Origin of the sequence: Sphingobacterium ginsenosidimutans, assembly GCF_039536865.1 — a bacterium.
GTDB classification, from domain to species: domain Bacteria; phylum Bacteroidota; class Bacteroidia; order Sphingobacteriales; family Sphingobacteriaceae; genus Sphingobacterium; species Sphingobacterium detergens.
In genome coordinates, this window is sequence record NZ_BAAAZK010000008.1 from 94,847 (window position 1) to 107,868 (window position 13,022).

At 38.2% G+C, this 13,022-nt stretch carries 10 protein-coding genes; 6 read left to right on the forward strand and 4 right to left on the reverse strand.

The window, feature by feature from the left end:
• Position 1: 1 nt before the first annotated feature.
• The gene (locus ABFX33_RS20910; protein WP_346088019.1) at positions 2–1,015 is read right to left on the reverse strand and encodes a FecR family protein; all 1,014 of its coding nucleotides are present in this window, start codon (positions 1,013–1,015) and stop codon (positions 2–4) included.
• A 2-nt stretch (positions 1,016–1,017) separates the two neighbouring features.
• Positions 1,018–1,632, reverse strand: a complete 615-nt coding sequence (locus ABFX33_RS20915; RefSeq protein ID WP_223582039.1) for an RNA polymerase sigma factor — start codon at positions 1,630–1,632, stop codon at positions 1,018–1,020.
• A 234-nt stretch (positions 1,633–1,866) separates the two neighbouring features.
• On the opposite strand from ABFX33_RS20915, the gene ABFX33_RS20920 reads away from it, so the two are divergent.
• The 6 genes from ABFX33_RS20920 to ABFX33_RS20945 all read left to right on the forward strand — a co-directional run bounded on the left by ABFX33_RS20920 (position 1,867) and on the right by ABFX33_RS20945 (position 10,173).
• Positions 1,867–3,867, forward strand: a complete 2,001-nt coding sequence (locus ABFX33_RS20920; protein WP_346088605.1) for a thioredoxin domain-containing protein — start codon at positions 1,867–1,869, stop codon at positions 3,865–3,867.
• 37 nt (positions 3,868–3,904) lie between these two features.
• Positions 3,905–4,402 (forward strand): FKBP-type peptidyl-prolyl cis-trans isomerase, encoded by a 498-nt coding sequence (locus ABFX33_RS20925; RefSeq protein ID WP_077438840.1) that lies wholly within the window; start codon positions 3,905–3,907, stop codon positions 4,400–4,402.
• Between the two features lie 193 nt (positions 4,403–4,595).
• Entirely contained in the window at positions 4,596–5,867 is a 1,272-nt protein-coding gene (locus tag ABFX33_RS20930) for a S41 family peptidase (RefSeq protein ID WP_346088020.1), read from the forward strand.
• A gap of 179 nt (positions 5,868–6,046) precedes the next feature.
• Positions 6,047–7,546: an MAC/perforin domain-containing protein gene (locus tag ABFX33_RS20935; RefSeq protein ID WP_346088022.1), complete on the forward strand. Its 1,500-nt coding sequence runs from the start codon at positions 6,047–6,049 to the stop codon at positions 7,544–7,546.
• A 554-nt stretch (positions 7,547–8,100) separates the two neighbouring features.
• Positions 8,101–8,790, forward strand: a complete 690-nt coding sequence (locus ABFX33_RS20940) for an SMUG2 DNA glycosylase family protein (RefSeq protein ID WP_346088024.1) — start codon at positions 8,101–8,103, stop codon at positions 8,788–8,790.
• Positions 8,791–9,438: 648 nt separating this feature from the next.
• The gene (locus tag ABFX33_RS20945) at positions 9,439–10,173 is read left to right on the forward strand and encodes a hypothetical protein (protein ID WP_346088026.1); all 735 of its coding nucleotides are present in this window, start codon (positions 9,439–9,441) and stop codon (positions 10,171–10,173) included.
• Between the two features lie 225 nt (positions 10,174–10,398).
• Here ABFX33_RS20945 and ABFX33_RS20950 read toward each other — a convergent pair whose 3' ends face one another.
• Positions 10,399–11,544 (reverse strand): metallophosphoesterase, encoded by a 1,146-nt coding sequence (locus ABFX33_RS20950; protein WP_346088028.1) that lies wholly within the window; start codon positions 11,542–11,544, stop codon positions 10,399–10,401.
• Between the two features lie 11 nt (positions 11,545–11,555).
• Positions 11,556–13,007 (reverse strand): RagB/SusD family nutrient uptake outer membrane protein, encoded by a 1,452-nt coding sequence (locus tag ABFX33_RS20955; RefSeq protein ID WP_346088029.1) that lies wholly within the window; start codon positions 13,005–13,007, stop codon positions 11,556–11,558.
• Positions 13,008–13,022: the final 15 nt, after the last annotated feature.

Sequence of the window (13,022 nt, forward strand, 5' to 3'; positions counted from 1 at the left end):
GCTATTCGTAGATACTATACCCTTTTTTACTCGCTTTCCATTTCACATTTAAAGTCTTGGAAAGAATCTGCACAATTTCATTAAGCGATTGCCCATCGAAATACATACTCAGCTTCCGTGCTTTCAGCTCCTCACCGACCACAATGATATTCGATTGAAAACGCTTTTCAAGATCCAAACAGATATTATCTAAGCGTTCATTTGAATAGCTAAGTTTCTGCGCTACTTTATGATCATTGTCCAGAGGGCCAAGGTCAATCTTTGACAGAGATGCTGTCTCACGTTTAAAAAATCCCTTTTCATTCTTTTGCAGAATCAGTTCTTTTGCTGCAGGTCCTTTTCCGCCACTCAAGGCCACAACCCCCTCTTTCACCAAGACTTCTACATCTTCGGCGATCAAATTGATTTCAAAGGCAGTCCCTATATCGCGTACATAATTATTGGCCAGGTCGACCACAAAGGGAGATGTCCTCCCATGCTTCACATCAAAAAATGCTTTTCCTTTTTTTAGTTCTACAAAACGTTTCTGGTCGAACGTACGCTTATTGAATACAGCTTCAGCACCAGCATGTAGTATCATGACCGAACTATCGGGCAATATAATAGGCTCCTCTGCAGCTGACCCATATAATCTGACCTCATAGCCCATCCAGCGATCGAAGTTCAGGTAGCTAGCAAACCCAATCAATAACAACACTGCCGCTGCAACGAGTTTCATCCAGGGGTTCCAGATCGTTTTTATAGGAGTAAGTTTTTGTTCCTCTTTATCTGTGGTCTTTTTATCCAACTGTTGTTTAAATCTTTCCCATTGATTATTGGCATCCACTTTTTTATACTGCTCCAACACTATAAGGTCACTGGATATCATGCTGACTTCATCATATAGCTTACGATTCTCCAGATCCTCAGAAAGCCAACGTTCAAGCAACAGCCTTTCCTCTGCGGAAATAACCCCATCCAATTCTTTCTGGATCAGATCATAAGGAATAAATCTTGAAGTATTGTTTTCTTCCATATCTATAAGATAATAAACTGAACAAAAAGTCCTAATGAAAAAAATAAAAAGCCAATTAAGAGCAACAGGTATGTTCTTTGTTTGGCCAATGCGACCCGAATTTTATCATAGGCAATGGTCAAATGATTTTTAACGGTTTTGATGGAAATCCCCAATTGATCGGCAATTTCCTGCTGCTTCATCTTATCATACTTACTCATCAGAACGATTTTTCGACACTGAGGAGGTAGACTCTCCAGTATACTTTCGATCATCAACAGTTTAGATTCGTATAGCGCAGCGAAATCGGCTTGATCTTCATCGTCCGTCAGATCCAGATCCTTGATATAATCATTATTTCGATCCAGCAGACGTTGATTCTTTTTGAGGTGAGTAAGGGAGAGATTGATGACACTGCGTGATAGATAAGCTCCGAGTGATAGATTAATAGCTAGCTTGCCCGCATTTTCCCATAACATCATAAACACATCGTTTGTCAACTCTTCGGCGATCGCTTCATCTCTCACGTACCGAAAAGACAATGTATACAATTTACGGAAATGGGCTTTATAAATAGTTTCAAAAGCATCTCTATCTTTATGAACTATCTTTTTGAGCAGGTCAACGTCGTTTGACATAGGACTTCGGTAAAGCTAATAATAATCGCATGTAAAAGTAATGAAATTCATCAAATTAACCTGTTCTTATTGAAATGAAAAAATAAAGTTCTTTTCTTGCGAAAACAAGACATTCTCCAAGACAACACGTTAAATAACAATCAGATTTCTTTTTCTGAATATCTCTTCCTAAACGAAGAAACAGAAAGCTATGCTACAACAAAATCTTTCCTCCATTTTCACTACCTTCGTCTTATGGCGAATCAACTGCAGTTTGAAAACTCCCCTTATCTTAAGCAGCATGCACACAATCCAGTGGATTGGATGCCATGGGGAGCCGAAGCCTTAAAAAAGGCGAAAGACGAAAATAAACTTATCATTGTTAGCATAGGTTATTCGGCCTGCCATTGGTGTCATGTGATGGAACGAGAAAGTTTTGAAAATTCGGCTATTGCTCAGACCATGAACAAATTTTTCGTGTCCATCAAAATCGACCGAGAAGAACGTCCAGATATTGATCAAGTCTATATGCTCGCCGTCCAACTGATGACCAATGCCGGCGGGTGGCCTTTGAACTGTATATGTCTACCTGATGGCCGTCCGATTTATGGCGGCACCTATTTCAAACCGCACGATTGGCAGAATATCCTGTTACAAATTGCTCAAATGTGGGAAGAGAAACCTGAAGTCGCTTTGGATTATGCCAATAAGTTAACCAGTGGCATCCAACGAGCAGAGAAACTTCCCATCAACCCCATTCCCGAACAATACACAACCAAAGATCTCGAAGAAATCATCGGCCCTTGGAGCGAAACCTTCGATAAGAAAGAAGGCGGCTATACAAGAGCTCCTAAATTTCCGCTCCCCAACAACTGGTCTTTCTTTTTAAAATATGCTGTACTCACTGGCGATCAAGCTATATTGGATCATGTACATTTTACGCTGAAAAAAATTGGTTCTGGAGGAATCTATGATCAGATTGGTGGTGGTTTTGCCCGCTATTCAGTAGACCACTATTGGCATATCCCTCATTTTGAAAAAATGCTGTATGACAACGGCCAGCTACTTTCGCTTTATGCCGAAGCTTATCAACAAAATAAGGATCCATTCTATAAAAGAATAATCGAAGAAACGGCTATCTGGATTGAGCGTGAAATGCTTGCCCCCAATCATGGCTTTTACAGCGCATTGGACGCCGATAGTGAAGGAATCGAAGGGAAATACTACTCTTTTTCAAAAGCTGAATTCGACGAAATTCTGGGTGAAGACGCGGCGTTGTTCATTCAATATTTTAATATCACCGAAGGTGGCAACTGGGAAGAAGAGCGTACAAATGTCCCCATTTGCGCCATTAATGCAGACCAGTTAGCGACAAAGGTCAATATGTCAGCTGACGAATGGGCAGGTTTTTTAAAAATTACGAAGCAAAAACTTTTTGATTACCGCGAACAACGTGTTCGACCGGGACTCGATCATAAACAATTGACGACCTGGAATGCCCTCTTATTGAAAGGACTAATAGACGCTTACCGCAGCCTTGGCTCGAAGCATCTATTAGATCTCGCGCTAAATAATGCCGCGTTTATTTGTGCGGAACTCATTCGGGACAACAATTATTTATTGCATCAACCAAAAGATGAAAATCGTGCAATAGCGGGGTTTTTAGATGACTATGCATTTACAGTAGAGGCCTTTATAGCCCTCTATGAAGCTACATTTGACCTAAAATGGTTGACCATTGCCCGGCAATTGGCAGACAGGGCTATTGCATTATTTTATGATGTGAAGCAAAAAACATTTTACTATACTTCGGCCGAAGCCGAAGAACTGATCGCTCGAAAAAGTGAGATCATGGACAATGTGATCCCTTCCTCTTCCTCAACAATGGTGCGTCAGTTGAAGCGCTTAGGTTTGCTTTTTGATAATGAAAATTATACCGCAATAGCTGATCAATTACTAGCTAATGTATTTCCGCAAATCAAGACTTATGGTTCCGCCTATTCAAATTGGGCAATATTATTGCTAGAAGAGATACATGGGATCAATGAGATCGCGTTGACGGGTGAGGATGCACTAGCTTTTCGCAAGGAACTGGATCAACATTATATCCCTAACAAAATTGTGCTCGGCGGCATGGAAGAAAATCTTCCATTGTTAGAGAACAGAATCGGAAAGGAAACAAAAGCATATCTTTGTAAAAATAAGACTTGCAGTCTTCCGCAAGATTCCATAACAGCGTTAATAAATTATATTTAATAAACGGTAGCCTCAGGCTCCCAAAAATCAAAATCAGATGGCTATAAAAGCAAACGACGTCGTAGCATTGACGTACAGACTTCACACAGTAGAAAACGGTGAAAAAGTTTTCGTTGAAGAAACAACTGCAGAACAACCTCTAGACTTCTTATATGGTGTAGGTATGATGTTGCCTAAATTTGAAGAAAACATCGCTGACTTAAACGTGGGTGACAAAATTTCTTTCGAATTGGCACCAGAAGATGCTTACGGTGAAAAAGACGAAAGAGCATTCGCGCAATTGCCAGTAGATATGTTCAAAGAAACAGGTTTACCTCCAGTAGGTGAAGTATTGCCTTTGCAAGATAACCAAGGAAACCAATTCCGTGCTGTAGTTGCAGAAGTAACTCCAGAAATTGTTATTGCAGACTTAAACCACCCAATGGCTGGTAAAACGTTGAATTTCGATATCGAAATCTTAACTGTACGTCCTGCTACTGAAGAGGAATTGTCTCACGGACATTCTCATGGTGTAGATGGCACGCAAGGTCACTAATAAGAGACTTAGATATAAACAGGAAAAGGGCGTCAATTGACGCCCTTTTCCTGTTTATTATAAAATGACATATCCTCGATTTATATGACCTAAACTCTTTAAAATAATTCGACCAATACTAACTGGCCAATCCGCCGACATTTACTTCCAATGAAAATTTTTAAGAAATATATTAAGATCTTATATTTGACCTATGAAAATTTTCAATTGGCCCAAATTAAAGAGCAACAGTTTTATATATCTGACAATAATAACCTTTCTTATAGGTATTTCCTCATGTAAAAAGGATAAAAAAGAGGACGAAAATATCTCTCCAAAAACAGGATCGAGAACTGAACTAACAATAGATTCATTGTATCTTTATGCAAAGGAAATTTACCTATGGAACGATGCGCTCCCTAGTTATGGCTCCTTCTCGCCCAGAGAGAAATATGCGTATATATCACCGGAAATAAATGCATTAAATAAGGAGTTATTTGATATATCACAGCTAAAGATTAACGAGAACACCAAATTACCTTTTGAATATTCATATGCTGGAATTCCTCGATATAGCTATTTGGAAACGAATTTTAATCGCGATATCAGAGCTGAAACGAAAACGATTTCCAATATAAAAAATAATGATATAATAGTTTCTTACAGCAATGATGTAGTATATTTTGCGATATCATCTTTCCCTAAATTGGATATCCTAAAGAAGGATCTAGACAATATATTCATTGATATCGCTGAACGACATCCTTCGACGATCATCCTTGATTTGCGCTACAATAGAGGAGGTTATATAGAAACTACAGAATATCTCGCCAACCTGATTGCACCGAGCAAATTACATGGTAAAATAATGTATTATGAAAAGTTCAATGATATACTAAGTACCGGAAATACCAAAATACTGAAATATCAGCCCTATCTAGATGTTAACGGTAATTACGTGAAGATAAATGGAAGGCAGGCAACGATGGCTGACGTTGATTTTAGTGAAAAGGGAAATACCTATCATTTTAGTAAACAAGGAAAATTAGAGAGTATAGAAAACATATATTTCATAACATCAGGATCAACTGCTTCAGCAAGTGAATTATTAATCAGTATTTTTAAACCCTATTTCAAAGTAAAAACAGTAGGGCAGAAAACTTTCGGAAAACCGGTAGGTTTTTTCCCAATTGATATTGATCGATATTCACTATATCTCAGCAGTTTTCTATTAAAAAATGCGGATGGTTGGTTTGATTATTTTAATGGTATCGAACCAAATATTATTGTAGACCTTCCGAGCAGCCCTATTCTCGGGGATCCAGATGAAATCGGTTTTAGAAGCATACTGTTAGATTTAGGAATGAGTAGGAAACATGCATCTAAAACAAAAGATGCATCGCCAAAAATCAAAAAGATAAAAATAGAAACAAATCTCCTTCCAAAAGAAACACTTTCTATTGAAAATAGATTTAAATTAAAGTAAGACTTATCCTTCCACATAAAAAACTTAAAAACCTATTTAAAAGAAAACAACAACAATCTATTGATAACCCTAAAGTAAAAAAAAATTTTAAAAACATTTAATTTCAAAAAATTAAAATAAAGTGATCAATAATATTAAAATATAAATATTATTACGTTAATTTAAATAAAAATAACGTAATGATGAAAAGAATTAATCTAATTTACACGTTGATAGCTTCAACAATGTTTCTTACTAACTGTAAGAAAAATGAAATTCCGCAAGACAAACTACTCAACAACAATTCCGAAAAGAAAGCCAGCGGTGGCGACGGCAAATGGGATGTTTTGGGATATGGATTAGATGTTACTGGCGATATACTCAATATCAACAGCATATCTGATGCCCCTATTTTTGATATGAAAAAGTTTGAAAATGACTATATACATAGAATTGATGTAAATTCGACTACCGAAAATGGGGACTACTTCTATATTGGAGCATCGGCCTATGACTATTTAAAAGAGATTAGTACAGGCAAATCCTTTGGAGCTGGTGACACTGCAGCTATTAAGGGAACAGCATCTCCATCAGGAGAAGTCGCTACTGATATATTGAACTTTAAAGGCAGTATAAACAAAAATAGCTCAGACCAAAGCATTAACACGTACTCAAGTAAATATTCATATGCTACATACGAAGTTACACAACGGATAAAAAGAATACGATTCAATCAAGATGTCGACTTAAATTTGCTAATCCAATATTTAACCCCAGAATTTCTAAACAATATTACGAATCAAAATGCTGATGCCCTTGTACAAAGATATGGAACCCATGTGATGTTGGACATTAGTATTGGTGGTCGATTAAGATTTAACTACAGCGGTGCAATTTTTAATGAAAGTAGTTATGAAAACAAGAAAGAAGCTGTAAAATTAGGGTTAGGAATTAGTTTGTTCAATGTTATCGGTTTAAACATCACCTCAAATAAAACGAAAGAAGAAATAACAAAAATTGTCAACGAAACTCGCAGTAAAGAATATACAGGACAATTCTTTGGAGGAACAAACTCAGGCAGGTCAATAACAATTGATAATAATGGTAATTCAAGTGAAACAATTAACATCGCAAATTGGCAGCAAAGCATTACCGATCGAAACGCCGCATTGATTTCTGTAGGTAAAACAATTTTCCTCTATGATTTGATAACCAATCCAACCAAAAAGGCTTTGGTTAAAACTGCTGTCGAAAAACACATTAAAAACGCTCAAGTGAAGCTTGCAGCAATGGAGGTGTATGGTTTCTATAATCAAAGTGCAGGAAGGAATGCTTACTCTCTAGACCCTAATATGCATGATAAATATCCCGGTTCTGGATGGTCGCCCGACAATCAATCATTCAAAGCATATCCCTTCCCATACTACAGCGCTGTCCCGATTTATCAGTTCATGAGCCATACATATAACAACAGAATATTAACACCGAATATAAATTTAAATAAAGCAACTTACCAATATGATGGAATTATGTTCTATGGATATACTTCACAGGTACTGGGATCTATACCAATTTATCAATTTCAATTTCCAACTAGTAAAGGTGGACCAAACTATTTTTATAGCTCAAACCCCAACGCCACAAATGCTTGGCCGGGATGGATTAAAGAAGGTGTTGCTTTCTATGCATTTCCAAATTAAGCTCACCTCGCGTGACAATTACTTAATTAAACTAGGTTAGATATTTACTGAAAACACAAATCTGAAAATAGCCTATTTTTTTAAATGCCTCAAAAAGTCAAGCACTTTTGAGGCATTTTTATTGTAAAAGAAACGATAATTGAGACACACGAAACCAATCGGTTCCCCTTACCCCCAAAACATAGCACTAAAACAACCATCAGTATGTTCATAACATTCCTTCACGAGACATCTGAGCAGTTTTCTACTGAAAAATACAGATGAGTGGCTTAACCATATTGAATCAAATATAATTGTAAGTCTTCCAGTCAGCCCTGTTAAGGGATCCTAATGAATTGATTTTAGGCGTATATGTTTGATAAAGCAGCCCAGAGACGTAAATCAAAGAAGTACTTCCCATCAGAAAAAAACTTCAAAAATTATTTAAATGACAACAACAACCTATTAATAACCATAGATGTGCTTTATTAAAATTTGGTGATATCTTTGACATACCACTCGATCAATACTATTTTCCTCTTTTAAATGACTATCTTTCTGCTAAAGCATCCATTATGGTCACATTTGCTCAAAAAGTAATCACATTTAACAGACAGCTCCATTATTCGGGAAAACTTCCAGCGGATTTTAATGTCATCAACCCCTACCTCGACAATCCTGAGACATTGGTCGTCATGCAGCAATTTTACAATAAGTATTATAACGACAATCTCAAACGTAAATTTATCATTGGGATCAACCCCAGCAGACATGGTGCGGGCGTAACAGGTGTTCCTTTTACCGACACCAAACGATTGTACAGTGCATGTGGCATAAAAATGCAATCTGCCCATACACATGAAATTTCCTCGGTCTTTATGTATGATATGATTGAAGCTTATGGCGGCCCTGAAACCTTTTATAAACAATTTTATATCAACTCCCCTTTCCCGCTAGCAATCGTTAGACATACAAAACCTGACAATTGGATTAATGCAAACTATTACGACGATAAACAGCTCTTCGAAATGGTCAGATCATTTATGGTTGAATCCCTAAAAAAACATATCAACATGGGACTCGAAACGGAGGAAGTATTTGTTCTAGGAAAAAAGAATGCCACCTTTTTGGCAAAAATCAATCAGAAAGAGAAACTATTCGGAAAAATGACCATTTTGGATCATCCGCGTTATATCCAACAATATAAATCAAAAGATAAACAATTATACATTGACAATTATATCCGACTATTAAGCGGCTTGTAAAATGTGGAAAATCATGTTAATTAACTTAAAACCAACATCAATGATGTTGATAAGATGAATTGCAAACAATACGATACACTACGCTAACAAGACAAGTAAAACACATCAAACTAACGTGTATTTAAAATCTAAACAAAATAATAGAATTGTTGAAATAATTCAAATTAAATCAATAGAAATTAAATACAAATACATATAATATATAATTATTTAAAAATTAATACTACACATACGAACCGTTTTTCAGAACGAAGTCCGTGTTATGCAAGCTATTTGACCATCCATCGGGAGGGATTCGGGACATCTTTGGGCCTTATTTGTATCTTAAAGCAGGTAAGAGCATGATCTTACCATAGTGCCACCATCATATATCCGTGTAAGACTCGGACTCACCACGGACTCATATCGCTCGCATCACGTATGCAATCTGACGCAGTGACGACGATGGGTCAAAGCAAGTACGAAACACGATCATAATAACTTGCATGCCGTCGAATCTAATTCCTAACAACTTATCCATTATCAATTTAACAATTGGCCTTCGACAACAATTATCAAATTTAAAATACGTAGCAAAGCCCTATTTTCAATTCGCTAAAAATAAATAATTATTTGTTTTACAGTTACTTAAATATTTAAATTTGAATTATGGCAATAATAGAAAATGGAAATCTGAAAGGCTTAGTTGGAAACGTGGTCTTTCGACAATCGAACGACAAAACAATCGTACAAACAAATCCTCGCCCTAAATCAAAACAGAGTAAAGGGACGAAAATCGCTGCAACAGGCTTTGGAGATACCAGTTCAATAGGGGCGTACATTCGACGTATGATGGCTGAAGTACATGTGGATTTACATGATAGCAGTATGCACAATCGGTTGATTACACACCTTCAAAGAGCATTGGGCCCGAGGGGACAGCTAAGTAAGGAAGAAGCCATACGTAGCCCTAAGATAAACCGCTTGGTTAATTTTCAATTCAACGAAAAATGCCATCTGCAAGACTTTATGCATTTCGATCCAGAATTCAAATTATTGGACAATAAACAACTTACCATCCAGTTCCCAAAATTTGATAAACAAAAGGACTTACGCCAGCCAAAAAATTGTGATCTTTTAATCATCAACCTCTCCGTTGCTATGCTCAACTTTGATAAACAACAATATATTCAGGTCCATAGTCCTCAGATCCCCATCAACTTGCATACGCGGCCCAAAATGGTCGAATTAGAACAGCTATCTTTTGATGTAAACGATAAAGATGCTACAACCGTACTGGTTGGTATGAACATCGAATATTATGGATTCCATCGTCAAAAACATCTATTACTAAATAATAAAAGCTTCCACCCAGCCGCAATTGTGGGCGCTTGGTCTATTTGATTACAAGTCATCCGAATCACACAACAATAATCTCACCATACGCTTGCGGGTGCCACGGACTTAGACAGAAGAAGACTACCTAATGGGAATATAATAAACATCAACAGTTTTCGAATTTCTTTAATTATTCATGGTAAAGAACGCAGATGCACATAACTAATAACCCAAAAAAGGCCAGAATTATTAAATTCCGGCCTTTTATCATTACTGCGATGCCTAAGCGATCTAATTTATTACTTTATTCTTGGTAATATCATCGTAGATTACCTTAATTTTACCGCCCTCAATGAGCAGCCCTCGGCTACGTCCTTTCAGTCGGTTGGATTCGTTACTGACGTTCACACCGTACACTTTCCCTTCATAAAAACTACTTACATCAGGGAAAATGGTATGCCCTACAAAAATCTGCTTAGCACCATATATTTTCATCATGTTATTCAAATCCTCTTCACCCAACGGATGGTATTTTTCCTCCTTTACCACCATACCACGGTACCATAATGGACCTTCGCTACCAAAAAGAAATGATGCCGCCTCCGACTGCTGCCGCTCTTCTTTCGTGTGGAACAGATAACGGCGAACAGAATCATTGACTGCAGGAATAGTCCATTTTGGATCCAACATTGCCGTACTCAGCCCCGCATGGACAAAAAGATAATCACCTATTTTCTCCATCGTATTCTTGCTCTGCAGCCATCGTCCCAATTCCGTCTCTGATGACCAAAAATCACGGTAGCTTCTACCAATGGAATCCGCTAACACCTTATATTTATCCTGCGTATATTTATAATTCCCACGCATCAACATTTCCTCATGATTGCCCAGCAAAAAATGAACCTGTCCACCAGCCTTAACAGCTTCATGTTCCAATTTATAGATCAGCCAAAAAATAGGCAGGACATCTTTTCCCCGATCAAACACATCTCCTATAACGACTAGCTGATTATTTCCAAAAGTCCACCCATAGTTCGCATTAACCACCTTTTGCGCCTTTAAAATAGCATAAAAAGAGGCAAAGTCACCATGCGGATCGGAAAGTACCATGATCTTGTCGCTAGGACGATAAACCTCTTTGGGAACTGTTATAGGATGGCGCGAAACCTCAAAGTGATACTGACCATCTTCGGTGGACACCGAGAAAGGTTCTTTAAGTGAATTATCGACTTGTATCTTTCCATCAACTACGCGTACAGATTTGGTATTCCCCGCTTCGTAGAAGAAATAAGGGCCATCATGTTGCCCCAACTGCTGTTGAGTCTGTGCATGCAACTGCTGAAAACCAAACAATATAAAAAGTAAAAAGTACCCTGTACTGATCCAAACTGGATCAGTACATAGGTGTTTAAGATTATATTTCCGATTGTTTTGCATCGTGACGTATTTTAATAGCCGGTATTTTGAACAATATTTGGATTTACGTCTATTTCCCTTCTCGGAATAGCCATCTGCGTTTTGAAGTATGTTCGGTCAAATGACTTTGTCTCAGGTCGCAATAAGGGCGAAACGTGCGCCTTACCTTTACGTTCTATCCGTAGGTTATTACGCATTGCATCAAATAAACGATGACCTTCACCAACGAGCTCACGACGACGTTCTTCCATCACACGGTTCAGGTCTACCGTTCCACTTACCGACTTGGCCGGATTGGCGCGCTTGACAATGGCATTTAAATAATTAAGTGCATTGCTATTATCACCCAATTTCACCGCTGCCTCAGCCGCAATCAGATATGCTTCCGATAGCCGAAGAACCGGAATATCAGCAAATTCAGGATTTTCATTCTCCGCCGTGTTGCCCGGATATTTATTCAAATAGTAATAATCGACCTGCTTGCTGGTATATTTGGTAATCACTTTCTGACGCACATCATTCGGATCATCTTTCAGCAAATTCAAATAATCATCTGAAAGAATAATGTCATTGTAGCCCAAGCGCCATAACAGGTTTCCAATCCCCTCTTTTGAGTCACTGGCCTCCACTTTGGTATTAGACAACTGAAACAATATTTCGCTTGTAAAGTCCTTCGACCACACCGTCGCATATTCCTCATTTTTCCACAATTGGTACTGCCCTTTTTTTGAACTTGCCGCAGCTTCAGCATTTTTAATCAATGTGGCTGCCATAGCAAAGGCTTTCGCATTTTCTCCTGTATACAGGTAGGCACGTGCCAATACTTGCTCTGCAGCAAATCTATTCAACTTACCATCATTTCTTGCCGTACTCAACAAGCTGTCAGCACCTTCAAGATCGGTGATAATCTGGGCATATACCTCTTTAACGGTATTTCGAGCCGGTTTGCTTGTAGACACATGCTTCTCCGTCTCAATAGGCACCCCTAAAGAAGCGCCTTGATTTACGGCATATGGCGCTCCAAATACTTTGACCAAGTCAAAATGGGCCATTGCACGCATGGTTAATGCCTGTCCCTTGATGTCCTTGAGCACATCGGTCATTTGGTCGGCAGACACACCATTTACATAGGCCAATACTCCGTTGGCATTACGGATCACACGGTAAGGTTGATACCAAAGTGAGGATGGTGTATTATCCTTATTAAAGTCAAAAAGATAATAACCTGCAGCACGCTTTGTGTCACCATTGGCGAGCATATCCTCGCCAGTGACATCAGCGTAGTACGTCATGCGCGCACCATAATATTCATAGCCACGCATAATATCGTAAATACCATTTAATGCGTAACTCGCCTCATTTGCCGATTTAATGGCCTCCGAACTTTCGGTTGAGGTGCTTGGCTGTGCTGTCTCCAGCCATTTGTTGCCACAGCCTGTCAGCAATGCACAGGACAATAACGCTATTGATACTATATTCTTCATCTCTATTTTATTTTT

Excerpts from the sequence above, each read along its gene's own strand:
- ABFX33_RS20910 (WP_346088019.1), bottom strand. The coding sequence starts at position 1,015 with ATGGAAGAAAACAATACTTCAAGATTTATTCCTTATGATCTGATCCAG.
- ABFX33_RS20915 (WP_223582039.1), bottom strand. The coding sequence starts at position 1,632 with ATGTCAAACGACGTTGACCTGCTCAAAAAGATAGTTCATAAAGATAGA.
- ABFX33_RS20920 (WP_346088605.1), top strand. The coding sequence starts at position 1,867 with ATGGCGAATCAACTGCAGTTTGAAAACTCCCCTTATCTTAAGCAGCAT.
- ABFX33_RS20925 (WP_077438840.1), top strand. The coding sequence starts at position 3,905 with ATGGCTATAAAAGCAAACGACGTCGTAGCATTGACGTACAGACTTCAC.
- ABFX33_RS20930 (WP_346088020.1), top strand. The coding sequence starts at position 4,596 with ATGAAAATTTTCAATTGGCCCAAATTAAAGAGCAACAGTTTTATATAT.
- ABFX33_RS20935 (WP_346088022.1), top strand. The coding sequence starts at position 6,047 with ATGATGAAAAGAATTAATCTAATTTACACGTTGATAGCTTCAACAATG.
- ABFX33_RS20940 (WP_346088024.1), top strand. The coding sequence starts at position 8,101 with ATGGTCACATTTGCTCAAAAAGTAATCACATTTAACAGACAGCTCCAT.
- ABFX33_RS20945 (WP_346088026.1), top strand. The coding sequence starts at position 9,439 with ATGGCAATAATAGAAAATGGAAATCTGAAAGGCTTAGTTGGAAACGTG.
- ABFX33_RS20950 (WP_346088028.1), bottom strand. The coding sequence starts at position 11,544 with ATGCAAAACAATCGGAAATATAATCTTAAACACCTATGTACTGATCCA.
- ABFX33_RS20955 (WP_346088029.1), bottom strand. The coding sequence starts at position 13,007 with ATGAAGAATATAGTATCAATAGCGTTATTGTCCTGTGCATTGCTGACA.